The organism is Pseudomonas sp. MG-9 (genome assembly GCF_018729515.1).
Lineage (GTDB): Bacteria > Pseudomonadota > Gammaproteobacteria > Pseudomonadales > Pseudomonadaceae > Aquipseudomonas > Aquipseudomonas serboccidentalis.
On sequence record NZ_JAHHZH010000003.1, the window covers coordinates 194444 to 218047 of the forward strand.

The 23604-nt window shown below is 61.5% G+C and carries 29 protein-coding genes; 14 read left to right on the forward strand and 15 right to left on the reverse strand.

The features are described from left to right. Positions 1-43: 43 nt before the first annotated feature. Both KKQ10_RS09155 and KKQ10_RS09160 read right to left on the reverse strand, forming a co-directional pair. Positions 44-712, reverse strand: coding sequence for an HAD-IA family hydrolase (locus KKQ10_RS09155; RefSeq protein ID WP_215500894.1), 669 nt, complete (start codon positions 710-712; stop codon positions 44-46). Positions 713-790: 78 nt separating this feature from the next. Beyond that, positions 791-1204 (reverse strand): response regulator, encoded by a 414-nt coding sequence (locus KKQ10_RS09160; protein ID WP_127650970.1) that lies wholly within the window; start codon positions 1202-1204, stop codon positions 791-793. Positions 1205-1403: 199 nt separating this feature from the next. On the opposite strand from KKQ10_RS09160, the gene KKQ10_RS09165 reads away from it, so the two are divergent. Continuing rightward, positions 1404-2345, forward strand: coding sequence for a class I SAM-dependent methyltransferase (locus tag KKQ10_RS09165; RefSeq protein ID WP_215500895.1), 942 nt, complete (start codon positions 1404-1406; stop codon positions 2343-2345). 123 nt (positions 2346-2468) lie between these two features. On the opposite strand, the gene KKQ10_RS09170 is transcribed toward KKQ10_RS09165, so the two are convergent. After that, complete coding sequence (locus tag KKQ10_RS09170; protein WP_127650972.1) at positions 2469-3248, reverse strand: helix-turn-helix transcriptional regulator; 780 nt, start codon at positions 3246-3248, stop codon at positions 2469-2471. A 111-nt stretch (positions 3249-3359) separates the two neighbouring features. On the opposite strand from KKQ10_RS09170, the gene KKQ10_RS09175 reads away from it, so the two are divergent. Next, a complete protein-coding gene (locus KKQ10_RS09175; protein ID WP_215500896.1) occupies positions 3360-4472 on the forward strand; it encodes a polyamine ABC transporter substrate-binding protein in 1113 nt (370 codons plus the stop codon). 144 nt (positions 4473-4616) lie between these two features. Continuing rightward, a complete protein-coding gene (locus tag KKQ10_RS09180) occupies positions 4617-5735 on the forward strand; it encodes a DmpA family aminopeptidase (RefSeq protein WP_215500897.1) in 1119 nt (372 codons plus the stop codon). Between the two features lie 97 nt (positions 5736-5832). Here the strand turns inward: KKQ10_RS09180 and KKQ10_RS09185 are convergent, their stop codons facing one another. Beyond that, positions 5833-6420, reverse strand: a complete 588-nt coding sequence (locus KKQ10_RS09185; protein WP_215500898.1) for an NAD(P)H-dependent oxidoreductase — start codon at positions 6418-6420, stop codon at positions 5833-5835. A gap of 85 nt (positions 6421-6505) precedes the next feature. On the opposite strand from KKQ10_RS09185, the gene KKQ10_RS09190 reads away from it, so the two are divergent. After that, a complete protein-coding gene (locus KKQ10_RS09190; protein WP_215500899.1) occupies positions 6506-7144 on the forward strand; it encodes a TetR/AcrR family transcriptional regulator in 639 nt (212 codons plus the stop codon). A 182-nt stretch (positions 7145-7326) separates the two neighbouring features. Here KKQ10_RS09190 and KKQ10_RS09195 read toward each other — a convergent pair whose 3' ends face one another. Continuing rightward, positions 7327-7959 carry a TetR/AcrR family transcriptional regulator gene (locus tag KKQ10_RS09195; protein WP_127650977.1) on the reverse strand — a complete coding sequence of 211 codons (633 nt, stop codon included), beginning with the start codon at positions 7957-7959 and terminating at the stop codon, positions 7327-7329. A 159-nt stretch (positions 7960-8118) separates the two neighbouring features. Between KKQ10_RS09195 and KKQ10_RS09200 the strand changes: the two genes are divergently transcribed. Beyond that, on the forward strand, positions 8119-8559 hold the full coding sequence (locus tag KKQ10_RS09200) for a hotdog fold domain-containing protein (protein WP_127650978.1): 441 nt from the start codon (positions 8119-8121) through the stop codon (positions 8557-8559). A 66-nt stretch (positions 8560-8625) separates the two neighbouring features. Here the strand turns inward: KKQ10_RS09200 and KKQ10_RS09205 are convergent, their stop codons facing one another. Further along, positions 8626-9312 (reverse strand): GNAT family N-acetyltransferase, encoded by a 687-nt coding sequence (locus KKQ10_RS09205; RefSeq protein WP_215500900.1) that lies wholly within the window; start codon positions 9310-9312, stop codon positions 8626-8628. A 156-nt stretch (positions 9313-9468) separates the two neighbouring features. On the opposite strand from KKQ10_RS09205, the gene KKQ10_RS09210 reads away from it, so the two are divergent. The 4 genes from KKQ10_RS09210 (at position 9469) to KKQ10_RS09225 (ending at position 11671) form a co-directional block, all read left to right on the forward strand. Beyond that, entirely contained in the window at positions 9469-9954 is a 486-nt protein-coding gene (locus KKQ10_RS09210; protein ID WP_127650980.1) for a DUF3592 domain-containing protein, read from the forward strand. 130 nt (positions 9955-10084) lie between these two features. Beyond that, complete coding sequence (locus KKQ10_RS09215; protein ID WP_215500901.1) at positions 10085-10960, forward strand: hypothetical protein; 876 nt, start codon at positions 10085-10087, stop codon at positions 10958-10960. A 133-nt stretch (positions 10961-11093) separates the two neighbouring features. Then, positions 11094-11417: a YXWGXW repeat-containing protein gene (locus KKQ10_RS09220; RefSeq protein WP_215500902.1), complete on the forward strand. Its 324-nt coding sequence runs from the start codon at positions 11094-11096 to the stop codon at positions 11415-11417. 41 nt (positions 11418-11458) lie between these two features. Beyond that, positions 11459-11671 carry a YXWGXW repeat-containing protein gene (locus KKQ10_RS09225; RefSeq protein WP_127650983.1) on the forward strand — a complete coding sequence of 71 codons (213 nt, stop codon included), beginning with the start codon at positions 11459-11461 and terminating at the stop codon, positions 11669-11671. A gap of 29 nt (positions 11672-11700) precedes the next feature. On the opposite strand, the gene KKQ10_RS09230 is transcribed toward KKQ10_RS09225, so the two are convergent. Both KKQ10_RS09230 and KKQ10_RS09235 read right to left on the reverse strand, forming a co-directional pair. After that, entirely contained in the window at positions 11701-12267 is a 567-nt protein-coding gene (locus tag KKQ10_RS09230; protein WP_215500903.1) for a YceI family protein, read from the reverse strand. A gap of 116 nt (positions 12268-12383) precedes the next feature. Continuing rightward, positions 12384-13742 carry an MATE family efflux transporter gene (locus KKQ10_RS09235; protein WP_215500904.1) on the reverse strand — a complete coding sequence of 453 codons (1359 nt, stop codon included), beginning with the start codon at positions 13740-13742 and terminating at the stop codon, positions 12384-12386. 126 nt (positions 13743-13868) lie between these two features. Between KKQ10_RS09235 and KKQ10_RS09240 the strand changes: the two genes are divergently transcribed. Both KKQ10_RS09240 and KKQ10_RS09245 read left to right on the forward strand, forming a co-directional pair. Beyond that, positions 13869-14438, forward strand: a complete 570-nt coding sequence (locus KKQ10_RS09240; RefSeq protein ID WP_215500905.1) for a chorismate mutase — start codon at positions 13869-13871, stop codon at positions 14436-14438. Positions 14439-14562: 124 nt separating this feature from the next. Continuing rightward, positions 14563-14925 carry a hypothetical protein gene (locus KKQ10_RS09245; RefSeq protein ID WP_215500906.1) on the forward strand — a complete coding sequence of 121 codons (363 nt, stop codon included), beginning with the start codon at positions 14563-14565 and terminating at the stop codon, positions 14923-14925. Between the two features lie 71 nt (positions 14926-14996). Here the strand turns inward: KKQ10_RS09245 and KKQ10_RS09250 are convergent, their stop codons facing one another. The 3 genes from KKQ10_RS09250 to KKQ10_RS09260 form a co-directional block, all read right to left on the reverse strand. After that, positions 14997-15332 (reverse strand): hypothetical protein, encoded by a 336-nt coding sequence (locus tag KKQ10_RS09250; protein WP_127650988.1) that lies wholly within the window; start codon positions 15330-15332, stop codon positions 14997-14999. A gap of 130 nt (positions 15333-15462) precedes the next feature. Further along, entirely contained in the window at positions 15463-15849 is a 387-nt protein-coding gene (locus KKQ10_RS09255) for a c-type cytochrome (protein ID WP_215500907.1), read from the reverse strand. 145 nt (positions 15850-15994) lie between these two features. Continuing rightward, positions 15995-17326, reverse strand: coding sequence for an aminotransferase-like domain-containing protein (locus KKQ10_RS09260; RefSeq protein ID WP_215500908.1), 1332 nt, complete (start codon positions 17324-17326; stop codon positions 15995-15997). A gap of 91 nt (positions 17327-17417) precedes the next feature. On the opposite strand from KKQ10_RS09260, the gene KKQ10_RS09265 reads away from it, so the two are divergent. Next, complete coding sequence (locus KKQ10_RS09265) at positions 17418-18311, forward strand: DMT family transporter (protein ID WP_215500909.1); 894 nt, start codon at positions 17418-17420, stop codon at positions 18309-18311. Positions 18312-18314: 3 nt separating this feature from the next. Here the strand turns inward: KKQ10_RS09265 and KKQ10_RS09270 are convergent, their stop codons facing one another. Beyond that, entirely contained in the window at positions 18315-19130 is an 816-nt protein-coding gene (locus KKQ10_RS09270) for an AraC family transcriptional regulator (protein ID WP_215500910.1), read from the reverse strand. A 131-nt stretch (positions 19131-19261) separates the two neighbouring features. Here KKQ10_RS09270 and KKQ10_RS09275 point away from each other — a divergent pair, with 131 nt between their 5' ends. Then, positions 19262-19777 carry a carboxymuconolactone decarboxylase family protein gene (locus tag KKQ10_RS09275; protein ID WP_215500911.1) on the forward strand — a complete coding sequence of 172 codons (516 nt, stop codon included), beginning with the start codon at positions 19262-19264 and terminating at the stop codon, positions 19775-19777. Positions 19778-19883: 106 nt separating this feature from the next. On the opposite strand, the gene KKQ10_RS09280 is transcribed toward KKQ10_RS09275, so the two are convergent. Beyond that, positions 19884-21329 (reverse strand): SulP family inorganic anion transporter, encoded by a 1446-nt coding sequence (locus KKQ10_RS09280; protein WP_215500912.1) that lies wholly within the window; start codon positions 21327-21329, stop codon positions 19884-19886. A 162-nt stretch (positions 21330-21491) separates the two neighbouring features. On the opposite strand from KKQ10_RS09280, the gene KKQ10_RS09285 reads away from it, so the two are divergent. Beyond that, a complete protein-coding gene (locus KKQ10_RS09285) occupies positions 21492-21809 on the forward strand; it encodes a DUF7693 family protein (protein ID WP_215501096.1) in 318 nt (105 codons plus the stop codon). Between the two features lie 14 nt (positions 21810-21823). Here the strand turns inward: KKQ10_RS09285 and KKQ10_RS09290 are convergent, their stop codons facing one another. Together KKQ10_RS09290 and KKQ10_RS09295 are read right to left on the reverse strand one after the other, a co-directional pair. After that, positions 21824-22843, reverse strand: a complete 1020-nt coding sequence (locus KKQ10_RS09290) for a lysozyme inhibitor LprI family protein (RefSeq protein WP_215500913.1) — start codon at positions 22841-22843, stop codon at positions 21824-21826. Between the two features lie 220 nt (positions 22844-23063). After that, positions 23064-23597, reverse strand: coding sequence for a cysteine hydrolase family protein (locus KKQ10_RS09295; RefSeq protein ID WP_215500914.1), 534 nt, complete (start codon positions 23595-23597; stop codon positions 23064-23066). Positions 23598-23604 lie beyond the last annotated feature (7 nt).

The following is a 23604-nucleotide window of genomic DNA, read 5'->3' on the forward strand; positions in this document are numbered from 1 at the left end:
AATCAAAGTCAAAAAATCGCAGCCAGCGGCAGCTCCTACAGGTTTATTTGGGTTGCAGATGCAACTGGCCGTTGCTGTTGACGGTGACGCTGAGCGCTTCGTAACTGTCGATGGTTGCGTGGGTGGTTTCGAGGGGATGTTGGTGCGTCGTGGTGATGATCATCAACGCTGCGCCCGCCGCTTCAGCGGCCTGGATGCCGACAGCGGCATCCTCGAAAATCAGGCAGTCACGAGGTTCAAGCCCAAGGCGTTTCGCCGCCAGACGATAACCGGCCGGATCCGGTTTACCCGCCGTCACATCTTCGGCCGTGATCAACACTGCAGGCTCGGCAATCCCCGCTGCTGCCATGCGCCGCAACGCCAGATCCCGCGGCGCTGACGTCACCATCGCCCAGCGTTCGGCAGGCAGGTTGTCGAGAAACACCGCAGCGCCCGGAATCTGCACGATCCCTTCCACGTCTTCGATCTCCGCCTGCGCGATGAACGCCGCTTGCGCCTCGGCGTCCACCCCCGGCAGGTTCAGGCGCCGGATGGTGTCGATGGCGCGGGCGCCGTGAATGGTCGGCAGGAACGTCTCGACATCGACGCCGTGGCGTTCAGCCCACGCGGCCCAGACCCGCTCGGCAGCGGCGATGGAGTTGAGGACGGTACCGTCCATATCGAACAGGAACGCGCCGAACGCGCGGTCGAAGACGTTATCGTGAGCAGACAAAAGGTCGCATCCTTTGACAAGACTGGGCGGGTTGGCCGGGCAATGTAGCATTTTTGCCCGGCGATTCGACCCGGTACTTCAATGCAGGCGCGGGGCCTTGGACTTGAACGCGCTGTCGACGCAGTCGAGCAACTGGCCGATGGCCCAGGGCTTCTTGATGAACGCCACCGGGCGCTTGACCCCGGAGGTCTCCGGGGTTTCATAACCGGACATGACCATCACCGGTTTGTCCGGCCAGCGCTCGCCGACCAGGTTGGCCAGATCGGCTCCATTGAGGATGCCCGGCATAGTGATGTCGGTGAGCAGCAGCGCGACTTCCGGCGCGTTTTTTTCCAAATACAGCGACGCCGCATCAGCACTGGTCTGCGGCTCGACCTTGAACCCTTCCTCCTGAAGAATTTCGCAAAGAAACTCCAGAATCAACGGATCGTCCTCAACCACCAGAATCAACCCGCCAGGAAGGTGCGCGCTCGCCGTCGATGTTGGACTCATGAACTGGCACTCCCTGAATTGCATTAACAATGTAGCGGCTCGAATCCGCTGCTTATCTGGTATGAGCAGCGCGCCCTGCATAAATTCATTTTTGATACGGGTCTTTTCTTAACAGTCGTCAATGGCCCTTGGCGACAGGCGTTCACCGGGTAGATTTTGTGGTTAAAATGCCGGCCCTTTTGCTTGCCGACCGTGACTGATGAACCCAGAAGCCCTCGCCACCCTCCGCGCCCATCTGCTGCCTGCACTCGCCGCGGCACCGAGCGAAACCCGTCGCCTGTTCCATGGCCGTGGGCGGTGCTGGCCGGGACTGGAACAACTGACGGTGGACTGGCTGCAAGGCGTGGTGCTGGTCTCGCTGTTCAAGGAGCCGGTGCCGGAACAGCTCGACGCGCTCAAGCACTTGCTGCTCGACATCAGCACCTCGGCCGAATGGCAACAGTCCGGGGCGCACACCTTGCTGGTGCAACACCGTTACCTGCCGCAAAGCACTGCGCAATGGCTGCTGGGCAACGAGATTGACGAGATGAGCATCGTTGAGGGCGGTTTGCAGTACCGCGTCGATCTGGGCCGCAAGCAGAACGCCGGGCTGTTTCTCGACATGCGTTACGGGCGCAACTGGGTGCGCGAGCAGGCTGCCGGCAAACGGGTGCTGAACCTGTTCGCCTACACCTGCGGGTTTTCCGTGGCGGCCATCGAAGGCGGCGCCAGCCATGTGGTCAACCTCGACATGTCCCGCGCCGCCCTGAGCCGTGGCCGCGACAATCACCGGTTGAACGGGCATGACCTGAGCAAGGTGAGTTTTCTCGGCCACGACCTGTTCAAGTCCTGGGGCAAGGTGATCAACAGCGGCCCGTACGACCTGGTGATCATCGACCCGCCGTCGTTCCAGAAAGGCAGCTTTCTGCTGACCAAGGATTACCAGCGCGTGCTGCGCCGCTTGCCGGAGCTGCTGACAGCGCAAGGCACGGTGCTGGCGTGCATGAATGATCCGTCGTTTGGCCCGGACTTCCTGATTGATGGCGTGACCCAAGAGGCACCGAGCTTGCGCTTTGAACAGCGGCTGGAGAATCCGCCGGAGTTTCCGGATGTTGATCCGCAGAGCGGCCTGAAAGCCCTGGTCTTCAAACGCCTCGATTGATCTGACACACGCCCCTCCCTGTAGGAGTGAGCCTGCTCGCGATAGCAGTGTGTCAGCGCCCCCTGTGCTGGATGAACCGGCGCTATCGCGAGCAGGCTCACGCCTACAGGGGATTTTGGTGGTTCAGGTGTTGGATGGGCGCAGCACCAGCGCAAATAACTCGCCATGCCCGTTCACATTGAGCTTGTGATAAAGATTGCGCCGATGGACCTTCACCGTCTCCGGCGAAATACCCATCTGCTGGGCGATGGCCTTGCTGGAAAAGCCCTGCAGAATCAGCCGCGCAGTGTCGACTTCACGCGCGGTCAGGCGGGCGTCGAAGCGGTCGAGCAGCGTTGCCAGATCGCCCACGACCGGTTCAGCGCCCGCGCCCTGCGGCGGCAACAGCTGCACATGGCGACGCATCGCCGCCAGCACCCAGTCGCGCACACACAGCAAGCGGCCCTGCTCGGCCAGATCGAACGCCGTCGAGCGCCCGAGTGACAGGCCCAGTACGCCGCCCTCGATGTTGATCATGAACTGCAACTCGTCCTCACCGACCACCGAGCGAAAATAGCTCTGGTAGTACTCGCTGTGCAGAAACTGGTCCGGCGCCACCGAGGCCAGGCTGTGCAAGCCATCGGCGATGCCGGTCGAGGCGGTTTGATAAAACGGGTCGAGCAAGTACATGCCGGCGCTGTAGCCGGCCAGTTCTTCCTGCTCATCGGCCCGGCCCTTGCTGTCGAAATCGATCAGCAATTGCGGCGCCTGCCCCGCCTGCATCAGCGCCACCAGCGCGTTGTCCAGCGGCACCAGCAGACGCAGCGTGTCCACCAGCGCCCGCCAGAACCCGTCCTGCCCGACCGCCGCGAATACCCGCGCCAGACTTTGATGCACCGGCAATTCCTGCAACAACGCGTCCACGCACTACCCCTTTTGAGTAACCCATGATGGGAATGGGTCGGACGTGACCGGGCCGATAGGCTGAGCACTCCCGTTCATCACCGGCCTGCTGCAGGCCAGGAGTGCCGCATCATGCGTTGTCACCGTGGCTATATCAACCTGGGCCTGCTCGCCTGTTTCGGCGTCGTATCCGCCGCCAGTGCCGCCAGTGCCGCCGACGCGCCGAGCGTGCACGTCTACAACTGGTACGACTACATCGGCCCCACTACCCTGGCTGACTTCAAGCGCGACAGCGGCATTCAACCGGTTTACGACACCTTCGACAGTGCCGAAGTGCTCGAAGGCAAGCTGATGACCAGCCGCAGCGGTTACGACGTGGTGGTGGCGAGCAACTACAGCCTGCCGACGCTGATCAAGGCCGGCGCCCTCGCCCCGCTGCCGCGCGATCAACTGCCGGGCTGGAAGAATCTGGACAACGACCTGCTGACCAAACTGGCCAACAACGATCCCGCTAATCAATACGCCGTACCGTACCTGTGGGGCACCAACGGCATCGGCTACAACGTCGACAAGGTTCGCGCCGTGCTGGGCGACAAGGCGCCGGTGGATTCGTGGGACCTGGTGTTCAAGGAAGAGAACCTCGCCAAGCTCGGCCAGTGCGGGGTGGCGATGCTCGATTCGCCGTCGGAAATGCTCCCGGTGGCCCTGCACTACCTCGGGCTGCCGCCCAACAGCACCCACCCCGAGGACTACCAGAAAGCCGAAGCGCTGCTGCTCAAACTGCGCCCACACATTGCCTACTTCAACTCGTCGAAATTCATCAGTGACCTGTCCAACGGCAACATCTGCGTGGCCGTGGGCTGGTCCGGCGCGATGCTCGAAGCCAAGACCAATGCCGAGCAGGCCCACAACGGCGTGAAGATCGCCTACAGCCTGCCCAAGGAAGGCGCGCCGGTGTGGTTCGACACGCTGGTGCTGCTCAAGGACGCGCCGAACCCCGCCCAGGGCCTGGCGTTCATCGACTATCTGCTGCGCCCGGAAGTGATCGCCCCGGTCAGTGATCACCTGTCGTATCCAAACGGCAATCGCGCCGCGACGCCGCTGGTGGCCGAGGCCACGCGCGACAACCCGGCGGTGTATCCGTCGGCTGTGGCGATGGCCACGTTGTACACCCTTGAACCGCTGCCCAAAGCCGTCGAACGGGTGCGCACGCGGGTGTGGAGCAAGGTCAAGAACGGCCAGTAAACCCAGCACATTCCCCTGTAGGAGTGAGCCTGCTCGCGACGCGGCAAGTCAGTCCTCGCGATGTTGAATCCAGAGACGCTATCGCGAGCAGGCTCACTCCTACAGAGGGCGTGAACCCTTCAGATCCTTATAGAGAGACAATCGATGAAACCCCGTGCCCGTGACCTCAATATCCGCATCGGCCAGCTGCAACCCGGTCCGCTCAACGCCATCACCGACGTCCCCGGCGTGCGCGTCGGCCACAGTAATGTGCGCGGGCGCAGCGCGGGCGGGCGCGACATCTGCACCGGCGTCACCGTGATCGAACCGCGTCGCGGCTCGACCAACCAGCAACCGTGTTTCGCCGGGGTGCATGTGCTCAATGGCAATGGCGATGCCACCGGCCTTGAGTGGATTCGCGAGGCCGGGCTGCTGACCAGTCCGATCGCCTTCACCAACACCCACAGCCTCGGCGTGGTGCGCGATGCGTTGATCGCTCTGGATCGTCAGCAGCAACCGGACGACGGGCGCCTCTACTGGAACATGCCGGTGGTGCTGGAGACGTTCGATGGTCTGCTCAACGACATCAATGGTTTTCACGTCAAGCCCGAGCATGTCGCCGAGGCGCTGGATTCCGCACAGGACGGTGCCGTCGAAGAAGGCGCAGTAGGCGGTGGCAGCGGCATGATCTGCCATGAGTTCAAGGGCGGGATCGGCAGCGCTTCGCGCCGGTTGAACAGCGCACAGGGGGGCTGGACGGTGGGCGCGATTGTTCAGGCCAACCACGGGATTCGCAGCGAGTTGCGGGTCGACGGTTATCCGGTGGGGCGTTACATGGAACAGGTGGATTCGCCGTTCCTGCGTGCGGCGCTGCCGCACCCGGGGATGGGCTCGATCGTGGTCTGCCTGGCCACCGACGCGCCGTTGCTGCCGCACCAGTGCACGCGTCTGGCGCAACGGGCCAGCCTCGGCCTGGCGCGCAGCGGCGGCGGCAACGAAGACCACAGCGGTGACATCTTCATCGCCTTCGCCACCGGTAACGATCACGTCCCGCCGGCCGCATACGAAGGCAAAGGGGCGCCCACCTGCGACGGTTTGCGCATGGTCAACAACGACCACATCAGCGAACTGTTCCTCGCTGCCACCGAAGCGGTAGAAGAAGCGATCATCAACGCCCTGCTCGCCAGCGACAGCACCGCAGGCAACGGCCACTCGGTACCGGGACTGGACAAGGACACCTTGCTCGCGGCCCTCGCCAAGGCCGGCAGGCCCGGCGCCCGCTGACACCACAAAACCCTGTAGGAGCTGCGGCACGCTGCGATCTTTTGATCTTGCTTCTAAAAATCAAAAGATCGCAGCGCGCCGCAGCTCCTGCAATGTTTCAGCTGAACATCTGGCTGCCGAGGTGATACGCCGTCTGCAAATGCTCCTGCGGATCACGCATCTCCGATTCCACCATCAGCGTCGAACTCACCACCGTCGCCCCGCTGTAATCGAAAATCCCGTGCTCGATCTGCGCCTTCATCGCCGGGCCATAACCGTGGCGCTCGTAGGCGCGTTCTTCAGCACCGGCTAGGCCAACCAGATGCACGCGCATGCGCTGCAGTTTCTTCACATGCTTGAGATCGCCAGCGAAATCAAATGCCCAGCCATTGCTGAATACCCGGTCGATCCAGCCCTTGAGCAGCGCCGGCATCGACCACCAGTACACCGGAAACACCAGCACCAGCGCGTCGGCCCGGTCGATCCGCGCGTGCTCGGCCTGCACATCGGCGGGCGGTAGCGCTTCCCGGTGATGCACGGCGAAATCTGCCGCGGCGAAAACCGGCTGGAAACCTTCCGCGTACAAATCAGCGATTTCCCAGGTATTGGCGGGATCAGCCCGGGTCAGCCCCTCGGCAATCTGCGCCGCCACGCTGTGCGTCAGCGAACGAGGCTCGTGATGCGCCACAACTATCAATGCATGCATGGGAATTCTCCTGTAAGTTTGCCTGACCAAGGGCTATATACTCTTGGTAAGTTACGAACAGTAAGTTACGTTTGGTATATTAACGATGTCAACCACTGAAATGACCGAAGCCGATTCCCCTGCCCAACCGCGCCGTCGCCTGTCGCGCGAAGACCGCAACCGTCAGTTGCTCGACGTCGCCTGGCAGATCATCCGCGCCGAAGGCACCGATGCCCTGACCCTCGGCTATCTCGCAGAACAGGCTGGCGTGACCAAACCGGTGGTCTATGACCACTTCGTCACCCGCTCGGGCCTGCTCGCAGCGCTGTACCGGGATTTCGATACTCGCCAGACGGCGGTGATGGACGCGGCCATCAGCAATGCCGAGGCGACATTGACCGGTACCGCGCGGGTGATTGCCTCGGCGTATGTCGATTGCGTGTTACTGCAGGGCAACGAGATTCCGGGGGTGATTGCCGCGCTGGCAAGCAGCCCGGAGCTGGAGAGGATCAAGCGTGACTATGAGGCGATCTTCCTCGAAAAATGCCGCAGTGACCTGGCGCCCTATGCCAACGGCGGGCAGATCACCCAGGCCGGATTGCGCGCCATGCTCGGTTCGGCCGAAGCGCTGTCGCATGCCGCCGCCAATGGCGAAATCAGCGCTGCAGAGGCCAGCGACGAGTTGTTCGCAACCATCGTTGCAATGGTCGAACGCGCCGCCGCCCGTGCGACTGACGGTACTTGAGCCCACCCCGGCGCACTCCTAGGATGGAGTTACGCAGCGACTTGGCTTTTCCAGCGTTGCGTAGGCGCGGGTGTTCTGAACCCCAATCAAGCCCACGCCTTGTTTCACGCGCACCTTGAGCCTCACGGGCTCTACTTCCTCCCCATCAAAGAGCTTTGAGGCTCTTTTTTTGTCTGCACGAATCAGCTGTCCGGGCCGTCATCGCCACGGATCGAGCGCCATGCCGCCTGCGCCAGCAACTCGCGATAGGCCATCGGGCTCCCCTTCACGCGCCCGGCCAACCACGCCCGGCAATAACTGTCGGCCTGGCCGATGATCAGCGACGGCAGCAGTTCGGCGGGCAATGCCTTGAGTTCGGCAGCCCGTCCGGATTCCGCCAGCCAGTCGCGCAAACGCAGATTACGTGTCTTGTTGCGCTCGGCCAGCTCGTCCTTGAACGGCCCCTTGGTCACGGCAAACCGGGCGTGGTACTGGAACCGCGCCCACTCCGGCTGACGCTCGACCCAGTCGACATAACTGAACACCAGCGCCTGCACGCCCTCCTCGGTGGTCTGCGCCGCGTCCAGATAGGCGTCACGCAAGCGCGCCTGATCTTCCAGGGCGGTGAAAAACAATGCCGCCACCAACCCTTCCTTGTTACCGAAATGGTGATAGATCGCGCCGACGCTGGTGTCGCACTCGGCGCGGATCATGTCGATGGTGGTGGCTTCGATCCCCTGTTCGTTGAACAGGCTCAGGGCCTTGCGAAAGATATCGCGCTTGAGTTCGGCGCGGCGGCCGGGGTAGCTGCGTTCCAGTAGATCGGCGGTGTCCATGCTGCTCACAGGCTGAAATGGGATGGGAAAAGGCACCTCGTGCCCTTGATCAAAACAGACACAGGTTGACAGATTTCCCGCAGACAGAATACCGTTCCGTTACAGAATATTATTCTGTAACGGAACATCATTCTGCAAACCACCCGATGAGGCTTCGCCATGAGTCAGTTTCTCAGCATGTTCAACAGCGCCGGTCCCCAGGCATTCAGCCAGATGGCGTGCCAGGTTGCGCCGTACTTCAGCACCATAAACCCGCTGGTATCCGAACTGCGCGCCAATACCGCAACGGTGCAAGTGCCGTTCTGTCGCGAAATCACCAACCACCTCGGCACGGTGCATGCGATTGCCCTGTGCAATGCCGCTGAACTCGCAGGCGGGATGATGACCGACGTGTCGATCCCGACCGGTGCACGCTGGATCCCCAAAGGCATGACCGTGCAATACCTGGCCAAGGCCAAGAGCGACGTGACGGCCGTTGCCAGCGGCGAAGGTGTGGATTGGCAAACCGAGGGCGACAAGATCGTCACCGTGGATATTCACGATACCGAAGGCAAACACGTGTTCACGGCACAGATCACCATGAACGTGAAACTGGCTTGAATTCATAGCCACAAAAAAGCCCTTGCTGCGGAACTCGCAACAAGGGCTTTGGCGGCAGACGAACGATCAGTGCAGCGTCAGGCGCTGGCGGACAAATGCCTCGACGTGACGGGTGGTCTGATCCAGATGCCGGTCACGCTGTTTCTCGGCATCGAGCATCGCGCGCTTGCCGTTTTTCTGCAGCAGGTAGGTATGAATCTGCTGCACCTCCAGCGAGCGGTAGATCGGCGTGGTGTCGATAAAGCCGCGCAAGCCGTTGCTGCGGTAATGCCGGGTGCTCATCAGCACCTGAGTCTCGCGCGCGCCGATCACCTCAAAGCCCAGCGCCTCGAAGTACGGCACCTTGCCGACACTGCAGGTCAGTTCGGCATGCGGATAACGTGTGACCATCTCGTCAATCATCGCCCGCGCCACGCCTTGTCGCCGATACCCCTCACGCACGGCCATGTAGGCGACGCTGCACGCCTCCCAATCGCCCTGCACCGGCAGGTACAAAAGGAAACCGATGACTCGCTCCGGATCATCTTCGGCCGTCGCAACCAGCAATTCCACCTCAGTGCCCTTCTCGCCGTTCAGCGCTTCCAGATACAGATGCACCTCATAGCCGACCGCGTACTGATAGACGTTGTACAGCAGGTTGCTCGGACCGAGGCCGACCGCGCTGATGTCGGTCAGGTAATCGACCACCAGTTGCAGAATCTGGCTGTTGACGCTTTCAGGGCATGGGGATGTGTAGTGGGTGATGCGTGGCATGGCGGGTGAACTCCGGCGGTAAAGACATGTTGCCGACGGTCGGGCTGCCGGCGAACCGCGACATCATACCGTGCCCGGCCCGACCGGGGCCTAAAGTTCCCGGTTCCAGCGCCGATGCAGCGGCGTCCGGCGTCTGCCATTACCAAGGATCAGGTCATGTTCTATCCCCGCGAAGCTGCAAGAGATCACCTCTACAACCGTATCGTCATGATGACCGTCGCCTGCTGCGTCGTGTTGCTGCTGGCCGGCATGGCGCGACAGCAGGGCATTCTGTATGGCGCACTGAGTTTCAACGGCGTAGAAACCAGCGGCATCGTCACGGAGCTGGAAGAAATCATGATGAACGACAACGGCATGATCATTCATTATCGCTACAGCGACACTCAAGGCCAGATTCACCAAGGCCAGTACCAGGACGAGCGTTACGCCGAGCACACCCAATACGACATCGGCGGCCCGGTGCCGCTGCTGGTATCGCGCTGGCTACCGGACAAGAGCACCCTGGCCAGCGAGCTTCACACCTATCGTCCCGGTTTCTACATCATGACCGGCGGCTTCCTGCTCGGGCTGCTGTGCCTGCTGATCTCCGGCCGCACGTTCTGGCAGATTCAGGCCATGAAAGAGCAAGACCGGTTTTATTGATGCTCTGTGCGTCCTTTGATGCCGTATCGCGTTGGCGTGTTTGCAGATTGCGAACTACAAACATGATGAGAGGGATACGGCCGCTCCCGCTATCACAGGGTGGCGCCAATCAGGATGCTCGGAGCATGAAGTGAAAACACGACCTCGATTTTCGTTGGCAGCCTTGCTGTTCCTTGTCGCGCCTATCTGCTCCGCTGCCGACAGCCCTACGTTTAATGCGCCACACATGGATGTCCCAACAGCAGAGATTCTGCGGAAGCACTTCGCGGTTCCTGCTCATCTGATCCCGCTTTATCAAATGGGCGGACACTTCTACACCGTTTCTTATATCGCCGAACTGGCCGGTGTCGAACGCAGCAGAGCCGACAGACTGACTTGTTTTTCTCAGGCGCCGGACGCGATAAACACTTACAACGCGATTCCGGTCTCGATCAAAAATACCTTCTACGACCGAACCTGGCGGCACCAGATCGTCAATTCGCTGCATTCGTTGCATGGCGGCGACAGCCAGGCCGTCGCTGCCAGACGATCCAGCCTGCAAAGACTGGTAGCTGCCTCGTATGCGACCGGCACCACGTCGGACTGGAAAACCGGCTTCCTGATCCATGCGCTGGGCGATAGCTATGCACATGTCTACGGACCGCTTGAAGCGCCTCATGCCTACCCCGAAGCCTATGGGCATCTCTTCGCTTTATTCCAGAGCCCTGATGACGTCTATGCCGGCGAGAATTACCGAACGTTCGATGTTTACATCCATGCCCTGTTCGACACGCTCAAAGATGCGCAGCACGCCGCAGAGCGGAGCAAAGTCGACGATCTCGCCTCGATCATCAAGAACCATGCCGGACTGGGTAACAAGCAAGACTACCGACTCATTTCTCTGATGATCAGGCTGACACACGCACCGATTTCGGAAAGTGATTGCACACGCATCAATGCCGAACTCAACGAAGCGGATGTCCGCACATTCCTGGCCGAACTGACCCGTGAACTGAAAGCGCCCTAGCGCTCGGCGAGCCCGCCAGACACCTGGTCATCCCTGAAGAAAATTTCATCCTCCGCAGACCGGATCTTTTGCCGATTTGGCGTCCAATTCTTCAACTGCGCTGTCTTTTGCACGCAGACCTTGAGGAGTTGTCATGAACGTTTTGCGTTCACTGTTCAAATGGCGCAAAAGCCTGTTGCTGGTGCCGATGGCGCTGGCGGCGCTGGCCAGTGCGCCGGTGTTCGCCCAGCAGGTGGTGATCATTCAGCAAGCTCCACCGCCAATGCGCATGGAAGTGATGCCCGGGCCGCGTCCCGGTTATGCCTGGGATCAGGGCCACTGGCGCTGGGAAGGACGCGGTTACGTGTGGCTGCCCGGCCACTGGCAACCGGTGCGCTACGGTGCGCATTGGCGGCCGGGGCACTGGCAGGCGCGCGGGCCGAACTGGTTCTGGGTTGAAGGGCACTGGGTGCGCTGAATTCCCTTCAACCTGTACACCTCATCTATCAGGAACAGCCCATGTCCAGAAGCATTAAAACCTTGCTCGCCGCCTCATTGGTGGCCATCACCCTGTCCGGCTGCATCGTCGAGCCGGTCCGGCCGCATCGGCCACCGCCACCGGTGGAAGTCGTACCGGTCATGCCTGCGCCGGGCTATCACTGGGTCGCCGGGCATTACCGCTGGGGCGGCCATGAATGGCGCTGGGTGCCGGGACACTGGCGGGCCTACTGACCCACCCCTACTGACCCACCCGACTGGCGTCACTGCTGTGGCGCCACCACCTTGAACTTGATCGCGATGTCATTCGACACCACGGTGTCCGCCCACTCCCCCGCACCGAGTCCGAACTGATCACGCTTGAGCACCAGTTCGCCGTCGAAAATGCCGATCGCGCTGCCCGGTTTCAGCTCGACCGGCACCTGCACCTGCACCTCGCGGGTAATGCCTTTGAGGGTGAGCTGGCCGGCGATCAGATAGTGATTGTCGATCACCCGGGTAAACCGGCTGGACTCGAACACCGCCACGGGAAAGCGCTGGGTGTCGAACCACGCCGGTTTCACCAGCTCGGTGTTGGCGTCGGTGCTGCCGGCATCGATGCTGTTGAGGTCGATGTGCAACGTAGTGTGGGCGCCGGCGAGGTTATCGCTGTCGAACTGCAACGTCGCGTCGAACTTGCCGAAGGTGCCGTACATCAGCGCGCCCATCTGGTTGTAGGTGAAACTGATCTGGCTGGCAGTGGTGTTGACGCGGGTGTATTCAGCGGCCTGCGCGGCACTCATGACGCACAGGCAGGCAAACAGTGCCGCAGCGGTGAATCGGGCACGCATGGGATCCTCCGGACAGGGCAAACCTTCGAGGCCTCGACTGACTTAAGCAAACAACCCGCGGTTACGCCATGTCATTTTACCGTCGACGTGCATCAGGCCGCCCTGCTTCGCCCTCTTCAAACCAGACGCTCGATCTTCTGATGCTGCCAGACCAGTTTGTAATACAGGGTCTGCAGCACCAGCATGCCCAGATACGCCACCGGAAACGCCATCCACACGCCTTGCAAACCGTACTGCCCATCCAGCCAGTAAGCCGCCGGCAGTTGCACGCCAACCACACAGATAATCGCGATCGCCACCGGCACCAGCACCGTGCCGCTGGCGCGCATGATGCCGCCGATGATTGCCTGGAAGCCGAACACCAACAGACTCCAGAGCATGATGTGCAACAAGTGCTCCGCCATCGCCCGGGTCGAATCTTCGGTCAGGAACAGGCCCAGCAGCCAGTGCGACAACAGATAACCGAGCACAATCAAACCGCCGGTGAGGCAGACGTTGATCAACAGCCCGGTGCGCAGGATCGGCGCCAGGCGTTCCAGGCGCCCGGCACCGATGGCCTGGGCGCCAAGGATCGACGCGGTGATCGCAATCGACAGCGCCGGGAACTGCACGTAGTTGACGATCTGCGTCACCGCGCCATACGCCGCCGTGGCCTGCGAGCCGTGCCGGTTGACCAGCGCCAGAATCACCAGTTCCGAGAGTGACAACACGATCATCTGCACCCCGGTCGGCAGGCCGATGCGCAGCACCTTGCCGAGAATCGCACCGTCCAGCCGCAGCGCGGCGAAGAACTCGCGATCCGGCGCCAGCGGATGCTGCTTGCGAATCAGCCGCCACGCCAGCCACGCCATCGCCGACAGGTTGCCCGCCAGCCCGGCGAACGCCGCACTCTGAATCCCCAACTGCGGCAAACCGAACCAGCCGCGAATCAACGCCGGCGTCAGCGCCAGCCCGACGCACGTCGACACCATCAACGCCAACAGTGGCGACACGGTGTCGCTGACCCCGCGCAGCAATTGCGTGAACAACACAAACACCAGCATCGACGGCAGAATCCACATCATCACATGCGCATACGCCACCGCATCGTCCAGCACATCCGCCGGCGTCCCCAAGCCCTGCAACGCCTGGCGCGCAAACACGCTGCCGAGCACCGCCGCCGCCAGGCCGATCAACACGCCCAACAGCAAGGTCGCTCCGGCAATCGCCTTGACCATGTGCGCCTCGCGCGCCCCCCACGCCTGACCGATCAACACCCCCGCGCCCGCCCCCAACCCGATCACCAGCGCGATAAAGAAAAAGATCACCGGAAACATCCCCGACACCGCCGCCAACGCCTGCGTACCGAGCATCTGCCCGATGTAGATGCTGTTGACCGTGCCGGACATCGATTGCAGAAAGTTGGACAGCACCATCGGCGCGAGGAACAGCAGGTAGGTTTGCCACAGCGGTTTGGTGGCGGTGGGGGTTTGCATTGAGGATCCGTCTCGGGGTGGGAGATGCGAGGGATATTACGCTAGATAGCCGGGTTAAAGTCGGTCGACATCGAGTCCACTCAAGGCTTAAATGGCGACACTCTTATCCGTGGATCGCGCCTGCCCATGACCCCTTTGCGAAATACTCTGACTTGTTCCCTGCTGGTTCTTTTCAGCCACATGGCTCACGCCGCCGAGGCTCCTGCGCCCGCCGAAACGTTGCGTCCTTTGCTGACCACCCTGAACGAACGCCTGAACATCGGCGACCTCGTGGCCCTGACCAAATGGGACAGCGGCAAGCCGATTCAGGACAGCCCGCGCGAGGCGCAAGTCATCGCCAATGCCCGGACGCTGGCCAGCGAGCGCAAGCTCGATCCCGAAGACGTGGCCCAGTTGATCGCCGCGCAAATGGAGGCCAACAAACTGGTGCAGTACGGACTGCTGGCGCAATGGCAGGCGGCAGGTCGTGCACCGGACACGCCGCGACCGGATCTGGCGAAACAGATTCGCCCGCAGCTGGACGAGTTGCAAAGCCGCCTGCTGCAGCAGTACGCCGACTTCGTGCCCTATCGGCGCGACCCCGACTGTCCGGCCTGGCTGGCCAAGGCGCGCCAGGGTCTGACCCACGATGCCCTGCACGATCTGGCCCTGACCCGTGCCACCGGAGAGCTGTGTATTCGGGCTGCAGGCGCCTGAACCAAGGGTTGCGGCACACATTGCTGGCGTCGATAGTCACCATCACGCCAATGAAGTTCTCATAAAAAATCCGCGGCGTAACATCGGCTCCAGACAAACCCACTACACCCCGGAGCACACGATCATGAAACGCCAAACCATCCTCGGCATCGCTTTCTCGGTTCTTGCAGTTAACGCTTTTGCAGCAACACCCGCTCACACCCTGGTCGCTGAAGGCGGCTCGGACAAGTTGATTGAAAGCCGTTTGGCTGAAGGTGGTTCTGATCGTTTGCTGGAGCGCCGTGTGGCCGAAGGTGGCTCGGATCGTTTGCTGGAGCGCCGTGTGGCTGAAGGTGGCTCTGATCGTCTGATGGAACGCCGAGTGGCTGAAGGCGGTTCGGATCGTCTGATGGAACGCCGCGTTGCTGAAGGTGGCTCTGATCGTCTGATGGAACGCCGAGTGGCCGAAGGTGGTGCGGATCGTCTGATCGAGCGTCGCGTCGCCTGAATCGACTCCCCCAGTGCAGTCCAATAAAAAAGCCCGGCCTGATCAGCCGGGCTTTTGCGTTCAACCACTGCTTACTGAGCGGTTTTCAGCTTGATCACATCACCGGAAATCTTGGTGGTGTAGCCGCTCAGAACCCATGCCCAGAACCAGTTTTCCTGAACTTGAGTGTTGATCATGGCATCGCCGCCCTTGGCGTTGATGGCCGCGGTCTGGGCACGCACGAAGCGGCTGTTCTGCCGGATCGGGATCACGCCGAACAGCATCAGGCCGGTGGCGGTCGCTTCGCTGTGGCCAAGCACGGTGTATTGGCTGCTGTCATATTGTTTGGTGTTCATCGGGGTGCCGGTGCAACCTGCCAGAACCACACCGAACAGTGCGGCGGCGACTACTTTGCTCAGATATTTCACTACAAACTCCATAGGTAGTAGCCCGGGATCCATCTCTCGGGCGGCGCACACTCTACCGGAGATGGTGGCTCATTAGTATCAGCTCGATACGTTTCATGCCGTGGTCCGTCGTCCAGGCCGAGCCAAAACTTTAATGGGAATACTGCTGCAGATACGCCAGCAAATTATCAATTTTCTCCTCATCGCTCAGCCCCCAGAAAATCATCCGCGTGCCCGGCACCACGCCTTTGGGGTCTTTCAGATACGCGGTCAGCGTGGAGCGATCCCAGGTCACGCCAGAGTTTTTCATCGCATCGGAATACACATAATTGGCCGAGGTCCCGGCCGCCCGGCCGATGATGCCGTTGAGTGGCGGGCCGAACCCCGGGCGCGCGTCCGGGCCTACCTGGTGGCAACCGCCGCACAGGCGCGGGAAGATCTTTTCGCCAGCAGCGGGGTCGCCGGCGGCGCGGGTGGTTGAGCTGAACAGCATGGCGGTGGCGGTCAGGGCAAGAAGAAATGAAACGGTGTTATTCATCGGGCGATCCAGAACGGTGTGGTGCAGTTGAGCCAAGGCTAACATTTTGTGGCGAGAGCGCTTGCCCCCGCTGGCCTGCGCAGCGAGCTCACCGCAGAGGGGGCAAGCGCCCTCGCCGCAGGCGTGTTTTCACAGGAGGTGTCTTTTACAGGTAAGCGCCGATAACCTTCCTGACGGTGATCAACGCCTGCCGCAACACCTCCATTTGCACTGACCCCAACGCCAGCCGGATGGCATGCGGCACATGCGCCGACACCGCAAACGGTTCGGCGGTGGTGACCGAAATCTGCTCATGCATCAACTCGACCACAATCTGATCCGCGCGCACGTCTTCCGGCAGCGGCAACCACAGGAAATATGAGGACGGATGGCCGATGCAGGTCAGCCCCTGCAGCAACTCGGCGGCCAGCGCTTGGCGGGCCCTGGCGTCGTAGCGCTTTTGTTGTTCCAGCAGGGTGACGGTGCCATCGTCGAGCCAACCGCAAGCCATCGCGGTCATTACGCCGGGGGTGTTCCAGGTGGTGGCGCGGATGATTCGCTCCAACGCGGGCACCGTGTGCAGTGGCGCCGCAATGAAACCAACGCGCAGGCCAGTGGCGATGTTCTTCGAGAGTCCCGACACATACACCGTGCGCTCCGGCGCCAGGTCGACCAGGGTACGTGGTGGGTTTTCCACCAGAAAGGCGTAGGCCGCGTCTTCGATGATCGTCAGATCATGCCGCCGGGCGAGTGCGACCAATTGCTCGCGCTGTTCAATCGGCGTCACCCAACCCAACGGATTGTGCAGCGTCGGCATGCTGTACACGGCACGCACCGAACGGCTGCGGCAAAGTTTGTCCAGCGCCACAAGATCCGGCCCGTGATCACCAAGCGGGATCGCCACCACTTCCAGATGCAGGGCTTCGGCCAGCACCTTGAAGCCGGAATAGGTCAGCGCATCCGCCGCAATCACATCGCCGGGTTTGAGCAAGGCCATCAGCGTCACCGCCAACCCTTGCTGGGCACCATTGACGATCAGTATTTGCCCGGCATCCACCTGCACTCCGCGGTCGTGCAAATGCCGCGCAATCGAGGCGCGCTCATGCTGGCGCCCGGCGTGGGGTTGATAACGCAGCAAGGCTTCCAGATCCCCCGACAGCGCCAGTTGGCGCAATGCGCTGCGTAACAGATCGGCCTGACCGGGCAGCGACGGGTAATTGAAATTGAGGTCGATCATGCCCACCGCGACGTCTTTCTGATCGATGCCCTGCCCCGGCGACAATGAGGTTTCGCGCACAAACGTCCCGCGCCCGGTTTCACCGCTGACCAGCCCCATCGCCTCGAGCTCGGCGTACACCCGCGACGCGGTGACCAGCGCCAATCCTTCCCGGGCCGCCAGTTCACGGTGGGTTGGCAGGCGCGTTCCGGGCGCCAGGCGCCCCGAGCGAATGTCCGCGGCATAGGCGTCAACGAGGGTCTTGTAGCGGGAGCGCGGCATGCCGGATGTATCCATGACAATTATTTGATTGTCCTGATTCTCGGCCCCAGGATTGCTCGAAAGCAACCCCACCTTTTGAGCGCGACCTTGTATGGAACAGACTTCGAACCGGATGAACCCGGCTCTGGAAAAAACCAGCGGCTGGATCAATGGTTTTATCGGCGTGGTGATCTTCAGCGGCTCACTGCCGGCCACGCGGCTGGCGGTGCTGGAGTTCGATCCGGTGTTTCTCACGGTGTTGCGCGCAGCCATCGCCGGGCTGTGTGCGGTGTGCCTGTTGTGGCTGTTTCGCGAACGACGTCCGGCGCGCAATCAGTGGCTGTCGCTGGTGATCGTCGCACTGGGCGTGGTGCTGGGCTTTCCGTTGCTGACGGCGTTGGCACTGCAACACGTGACGTCAGCGCATTCGATTGTGTTTGTAGGATTACTGCCGCTGGCCACGGCGATTTTCGCTGTCTTGCGCGGCGGCGAAAGACCGCGCCCGGTATTCTGGATCTTCTCGATGCTGGGCAGCGCGCTGGTGGTTGGCTTCGCCCTGTCCCAGGGGCTGACCGCCTCGCCTACCGGTGACTTGCTGATGCTGGGGGCAATTCTGGCCTGCGGCCTGGGGTATGCCGAAGGCGCGAAACTGTCGCGCACCCTCGGTGGCTGGCAGGTGATCTGCTGGGCGCTGGTACTGTCCTTGCCGCTGATGGCGCTGACCAGTCTCTGGCTGGCGCCCGCGTCATTGCGCACCATCAGCGTTTCGGCCTGGATATGCCTGGGCTACGTGTCGTTGTTCAGCATGCTGATCGGCTTCGTGTTCTGGTACCGCGGCCTGGCTCAGGGCGGGATTGCCGCCGTCGGACAGCTGCAATTGCTGCAACCGTTTTTCGGCCTGGCGCTGGCCGCGACGTTGCTGCACGAACAGGTCAGTGTCGGCATGCTGGCGGTGACGCTGGGGGTGATTCTCTGTGTGGCCGGCGCAAAGAAATTCGCCCGCTGACGTTCAGACACCGCCCTTCCATTCCCGAGGGCTGAGTCCGGTCTTGCGACGAAAAGCCCGGGCCAGTGCCGAAGGACTTTCATAACCGACCTCTTCAGCGATCAGCGCGATCGGCCGGCCCTCACGCAGACGCTTCTGCGCCAGACTGATGCGCCAGCTCACCAGATAATCGGCCGGCGACTGCCCGACAACGCGGCGAAACTGCTCGGCGAATCCCGCGCGAGACTGGTTGGCGGCAGTCGCCAGATCCGCCACGCGCCAGGGTTTGGCCGGTTGCTCATGCATCAGGGTCAAGGCGCGGGACAAGCGCGGGTCGGCCAGCCCGGCCATCATGCCCGGTTGCTGAACACGGCTGCTGATCAGGTGCCGCAACAGCAGGATCACCAGCAGTTCGAACAGACGATCCATCACCGCCACGCGTCCGCAATGACCGTCAAAGGCCTCTCTGAACAGCCACTCCAGGGTGTTGCCCAACTCCGGCACATCCGTGAGTTTGAGCACCAGATAATCCGGCAACGCGGCCGCCAGGGCATTGCCCGAACCACCGTCAAACGTCAGCGTGGCGCAGACCAGTTGCGCGCCCATGGCCTCGTCGGCTGCCATACGGTGTGTGAAGGGTCTGGGGAAGAAAATCAGTGAGGGTTCATTGACGCGGATCTCGCGTTCAGTGCCCGGTTTGAGCAGCAACTCGCCGGCCTGCAACAGATGCACATGCCCGACCGGTTCGTCCTCGTGCATACCGACGCCGCAAAACGTGCCGCTGTGAAAGGTACCGGCGTTCACGCCGAAATGGCTGAGCAACGTGGAGAGGCGATCCATGGAAGACTCCATCAACAGATTTGGACGATCTGTCGCATATCCTCGACGATTTGCCGCCAAAGCACCAGTCGCGCTCAATAACATGGCCTCCATCCCCGGCGCACTTCGCACCGGACTTCTGGAGAGTCATCATGAGCCGCATTCACGCTACCCACCTTGAACACGCCACTGATACCACCCGCCCGATTCTCGAAGGGGTCAAGAAGAAAATCGGCTTCCTGCCCAATCTCTTCACCACCCTGGCCAAAGCTCCGGTGGCCCTGGAAACCTACGTGCAGGCCTCGACGATCCTGGGCAAGACGTCGCTGAGCGCCAAGGAAAAAGAAGCGGTGTATCTCGCCACGTCACAGGTCAACGGCTGCGATTATTGCCTGGCGGCGCACAGCCTGTTTGCCAGCAAGGCGGGACTCTCGGCGCAGGACATCGGCGCGGCGCGTCAAGGTGAACTCAACGCCTACGCCGCCCTCGCCCAGCAGTTGACGCAAAGCCGCGGCCACCTGAGCGACGAGCAGATCGCCGCCGCCCGTGCTGCCGGTATTGATGACAGCAAGCTCATTGAAGTGATTGCTCTGGTGGCGGTGCAGACGCTGACCAACTACCTGAACAACGCGGCGCTGACCGATATCGACTTCCCGCCTGCTGCCTGAAACCAGAAAGAATGTGGAGCGAGCCCGCTCGCGAAAGTGTTGGTTCAGTCAACTTCAGGGTTGAATGACAGAACGCCTTCGCGAGCGGGCTCGCTCCCACTATTGATCAGTGATGTTCCACGCCGGCGCGTTTCAACAGCTTCTTGCAGCGCTCGGACAGATGAAACACCTGCAACTCCTTCCCGGCTTTCTCGTAACGCTCGCGCAAAGTCTTCAACGCGGCAATCGCCGAGTAATCGACAAAGCTCAGATGCCGGCAATCCAGCGTCACCTTGGTCGGGTCATTGGCCGGGTCGAACTGGTTGAGGAACGGCGTGGTCGAGGCGAAAAACAGCGTGCCGTGCAGGCGGTAGAGTTTGCTGCCGTCGGCTTCCAGATGCTCATCGGCGTACAACTCGCGAGCCTGCTGCCAGGCGAAGTTCAGCGCGGCGATGATGATCCCGCACAGTACGGCGGTGGCCAGATCGGTGAACACGGTGATGGTGGTCACCGCGATGATCACCAGCACATCGTTGAGCGGCACTTTGTTCAATACCCGCAACGAGGCCCAGGCGAAGGTCTGCTGCGAGACCACGAACATCACGCCCACCAGCGCCGCCAGCGGAATCCGCTCGATCAGCGGTGACAGGAACAGGATGAACAACAGAATCAGCACGCCCGCCACCACCCCGGACCAGCGCCCACGCCCGCCAGAGCTGAGGTTGATCACGGTCTGGCCGATCATCGCGCAACCGCCCATGCCCCCGAACGCACCGGAGACCATGTTCGCCGCGCCCAGCGCTACGCATTCGCGATCCGGGTAGCCACGGGTTTCAGTGATTTCGTCGGTGAGGTTGAGGGTCAGCAGGGTTTCCAGCAGACCGACCAGCGCCATCAGAATCGCGTAGGGGGCGATGATGCGCAGGGTTTCCAGATTCCACGGGATGTCCGGCAGCGCGAAGCTCGGTAGACCGCCAGCGATGTGCGCCATGTCGCCAAGGGTGCGGGTCGGCAGGCCGAACAGGTAGACCAGCAGCCCCACGCCGAGGATCGCTACCAGGGCCGGCGGCACCGCGCGGGTCAGGCGCGGCAGGATGTAGACGATGGCCATGGTCAGCAACACCAGCCCGGTCATCAGGTACAACGGCGTGCCGCTGAGCCAGTGTTCGCCGCTCTTGAAGTGCTCCAGTTGCGCCAGTGCAATGATGATCGCCAGGCCGTTGACGAAGCCGAGCATCACCGGATGCGGCACCATGCGCACCAGTTTGCCCAGGCGCAACAAGCCGAACGCCATCATGATCAAGCCGCCCAGCAACACCGTCGCCAGCAGGTATTGCACGCCGTGCTGCACCACCAGCGCGACGATCACCACCGCCATCGAACCCGCCGCCCCGGAGACCATGCCCGGCCGGCCGCCGAACAACGCGGTCAACGTGCAAATGATGAAGGCGCCGTACAGGCCCATCAGCGGATTGAGGTGGGCCACCAGCGCAAACGCAATGCATTCGGGCAACAGGGCAAACGAGGTGGTGAGTCCGGCCAGGACATCGGCGCGCAGACGTTGTGGTTTCATGGCTTACCTGACTAAACGGCCTGAGAGCATGGCCGAGGGTGTTCGCGGGAGGAAAAGAGGGTTGCGGATGTTACGGAATAGTTAGGAATCGGGCCAGTGTCGCTGACAGCGCGGCGCCTGCGCTCTATGCTGGCACGCTGTGTTCTGTCACTTGAGTTGAAAATGTCCTGCGTGCTCACCGCCCGTGAAGTTTGCCAGTGCCTGCGCGATGCGGCGCTGGGCGTGCTGTCCCTGCGACCTGTCGAGGAACCGGGCGATACAGGCCTGGTTTCGGTCGAGGTCGAAGGCTGGCGGTTGCGGCTGGACTTCGAGGGCGGACGCCTGCACCACTGTGAACGCGCCCGAGCCCCGGATGGCCGCGAAGGTAACCTGGAGACATGGCAACGTTACGGCACCAATCCGGTCAACCTGCTGAGTACCTGGGAGCTGGCGCAGATCGAGCGGTTGCTGGCGCAGCCCCGTCGATGCCTCGCCGAGTAATTCGCCGCAAAGAGTCAGGGCATGAAGTCCAGCGGCAAAGTCTCGCCGTCCGCTATTCGCTTGTGCCAGGCAAGTAATGCTTCGGGCACACGCTTTTTCCATTTCGGTACGTTGGTGTAATAGCGGGCACGCAATTTGCGCTGCTCATCGAACACCAACAATACGAGCCATACCCGCGCGTCCGGCGCTCGCATCAGAACGCCCGCATTGGTGTTGGCCAGCCCGCGTAACCAGAACTCATCGACCTGAGCCTCCGGCACATCACGGGACGCCTCGCCGGTCACCATCGCTCCACTGTTTTGCAATAACGTCTGATAATCGTCTTTGAGCAGAGCGTGCAACAGTTGGTTTTCCTGCTCGGTCCGCGCCACCCCCAGACTGAGCAGGTCGTAATCAATCGACAGTGACTGTTCCGACGCCACGTAGCGCCCACCGTAATAAATCCCCATACCCCCACCGCAAGTAGGGTCTGCACCCTCTTGTGCAATGTCCAACAGTCCGTTGAATGCGCTGAATTTCAACGAACAGTTGTCTTGGGCGTAGTGTGCTTCGCTGCCCTCGATGGTGGCGACACCCTCCATGTCGCCGGAGTTGGCGCCAGCCACTCCTGAAATATCAAAAGCGATATGAGTGGCGTCGATGCGCCTGGTTTTAACCTCAACCGCCGATGAAACGCCCCACGGAATGAGCTGCCAGGTCGCGTCCCAATTGAAGGGGCTGGTCATGAACTCAAGTGCCTTGAGGCGCATCAGGTATTGCCGGCGTAGACAAGCAACATCCGCAGCACATTGATTGCGTTGCTTTAGCCAGCCTCGTTGATCGACCTTCAAGGCTTTCGAATCCACAACTTTTGGCAACGTAGCACGCCACTGCGAGCCCAGTTTTTCATCAAGGTTCGAGATATAGGGATCAGAGCAAATGGTTTTTTCCGCCGGACTGGCAGCGCTGGCGCAATCGAAACTGCTGGCGTGTACAGCTGGCATAAACATCAGGGACGCCAGCAGAACAGCGTGGCGGAGTTTGAAAGACAACATCGACAGATTCCATTCTTCGGGGCGGCGGCATTATGCCAGTGAAGTGTTGTCTGTGCTGCCGCCTTCGCGAGCAGGCTCGCGCCTGCAGAGGCCAGGCTGGATGCATCGAGCCACTGTGGGAGCGAGCTTGCTCGCGAAGACGTCGTGTCAGCCAACACTTGGGTTACAGACAGACCGCCTTCGCGAGCAGGCTCGCGCCTACAGGGGTATTCCGCTGACTTTAGAAAATGATCTCGGCGGCGGGTTCGACGTCAACCCGGGCTGTAGCGCCAGTCAGGTGCGCCAGGTCCTTGTTATGTTCGGCGATGATGTCTTCGGCGCTGATGTTGCCGTTGTCGACGGTGGAATGGGCGTCAGCAGCGAGCACCACGTCGTAACCCAGTTCATGGGCCTTGCGTACGGTGGCGTTGACGCAGTAGTCGGTTTGCAGACCGCAGATGATCAGGCGCTCGAAGTCTTCGCTGGGCAGCAGTTTGCTCAGGTCGGTCTGGTAGAACGAATCCGGGGTGGTTTTGCGTACACGCAGATCTTTTGCTTCAGTCAGCAGGCCTTCGGCCAGTTGCCAGCCTTCGGCACCATGGGCCAGCGGGCTGTCCTTTTCTTCATGCTGAATCAGCACCACCGGCACGCCGGCCTTGCGCGCGCGCGTGCTGAGTTGGTTGATGGAGTCGATGACACGATGGATGTCGAAGCACTGGTATTGGCCCGAGCAGAGAGCCTGTTGGACGTCGATGATCAGTAATGCGCTAGACATGATGGGC

Coding starts and splice junctions, on each gene's coding strand:
- KKQ10_RS09160 (WP_127650970.1), bottom strand. CDS start 1,204: ATGAGTCCAACATCGACGGCGAGCGCGCACCTTCCTGGCGGGTTGATT.
- KKQ10_RS09165 (WP_215500895.1), top strand. CDS start 1,404: ATGAACCCAGAAGCCCTCGCCACCCTCCGCGCCCATCTGCTGCCTGCA.
- KKQ10_RS09175 (WP_215500896.1), top strand. CDS start 3,360: ATGCGTTGTCACCGTGGCTATATCAACCTGGGCCTGCTCGCCTGTTTC.
- KKQ10_RS09180 (WP_215500897.1), top strand. CDS start 4,617: ATGAAACCCCGTGCCCGTGACCTCAATATCCGCATCGGCCAGCTGCAA.
- KKQ10_RS09185 (WP_215500898.1), bottom strand. CDS start 6,420: ATGCATGCATTGATAGTTGTGGCGCATCACGAGCCTCGTTCGCTGACG.
- KKQ10_RS09190 (WP_215500899.1), top strand. CDS start 6,506: ATGTCAACCACTGAAATGACCGAAGCCGATTCCCCTGCCCAACCGCGC.
- KKQ10_RS09195 (WP_127650977.1), bottom strand. CDS start 7,959: ATGGACACCGCCGATCTACTGGAACGCAGCTACCCCGGCCGCCGCGCC.
- KKQ10_RS09200 (WP_127650978.1), top strand. CDS start 8,119: ATGAGTCAGTTTCTCAGCATGTTCAACAGCGCCGGTCCCCAGGCATTC.
- KKQ10_RS09205 (WP_215500900.1), bottom strand. CDS start 9,312: ATGCCACGCATCACCCACTACACATCCCCATGCCCTGAAAGCGTCAAC.
- KKQ10_RS09210 (WP_127650980.1), top strand. CDS start 9,469: ATGTTCTATCCCCGCGAAGCTGCAAGAGATCACCTCTACAACCGTATC.
- KKQ10_RS09220 (WP_215500902.1), top strand. CDS start 11,094: ATGAACGTTTTGCGTTCACTGTTCAAATGGCGCAAAAGCCTGTTGCTG.
- KKQ10_RS09225 (WP_127650983.1), top strand. CDS start 11,459: ATGTCCAGAAGCATTAAAACCTTGCTCGCCGCCTCATTGGTGGCCATC.
- KKQ10_RS09230 (WP_215500903.1), bottom strand. CDS start 12,267: ATGCGTGCCCGATTCACCGCTGCGGCACTGTTTGCCTGCCTGTGCGTC.
- KKQ10_RS09235 (WP_215500904.1), bottom strand. CDS start 13,742: ATGCAAACCCCCACCGCCACCAAACCGCTGTGGCAAACCTACCTGCTG.
- KKQ10_RS09240 (WP_215500905.1), top strand. CDS start 13,869: ATGACCCCTTTGCGAAATACTCTGACTTGTTCCCTGCTGGTTCTTTTC.
- KKQ10_RS09245 (WP_215500906.1), top strand. CDS start 14,563: ATGAAACGCCAAACCATCCTCGGCATCGCTTTCTCGGTTCTTGCAGTT.
- KKQ10_RS09255 (WP_215500907.1), bottom strand. CDS start 15,849: ATGAATAACACCGTTTCATTTCTTCTTGCCCTGACCGCCACCGCCATG.
- KKQ10_RS09260 (WP_215500908.1), bottom strand. CDS start 17,326: ATGCCGCGCTCCCGCTACAAGACCCTCGTTGACGCCTATGCCGCGGAC.
- KKQ10_RS09265 (WP_215500909.1), top strand. CDS start 17,418: ATGGAACAGACTTCGAACCGGATGAACCCGGCTCTGGAAAAAACCAGC.
- KKQ10_RS09270 (WP_215500910.1), bottom strand. CDS start 19,130: ATGGATCGCCTCTCCACGTTGCTCAGCCATTTCGGCGTGAACGCCGGT.
- KKQ10_RS09275 (WP_215500911.1), top strand. CDS start 19,262: ATGAGCCGCATTCACGCTACCCACCTTGAACACGCCACTGATACCACC.
- KKQ10_RS09280 (WP_215500912.1), bottom strand. CDS start 21,329: ATGAAACCACAACGTCTGCGCGCCGATGTCCTGGCCGGACTCACCACC.
- KKQ10_RS09285 (WP_215501096.1), top strand. CDS start 21,492: ATGTCCTGCGTGCTCACCGCCCGTGAAGTTTGCCAGTGCCTGCGCGAT.
- KKQ10_RS09290 (WP_215500913.1), bottom strand. CDS start 22,843: ATGTTGTCTTTCAAACTCCGCCACGCTGTTCTGCTGGCGTCCCTGATG.
- KKQ10_RS09295 (WP_215500914.1), bottom strand. CDS start 23,597: ATGTCTAGCGCATTACTGATCATCGACGTCCAACAGGCTCTCTGCTCG.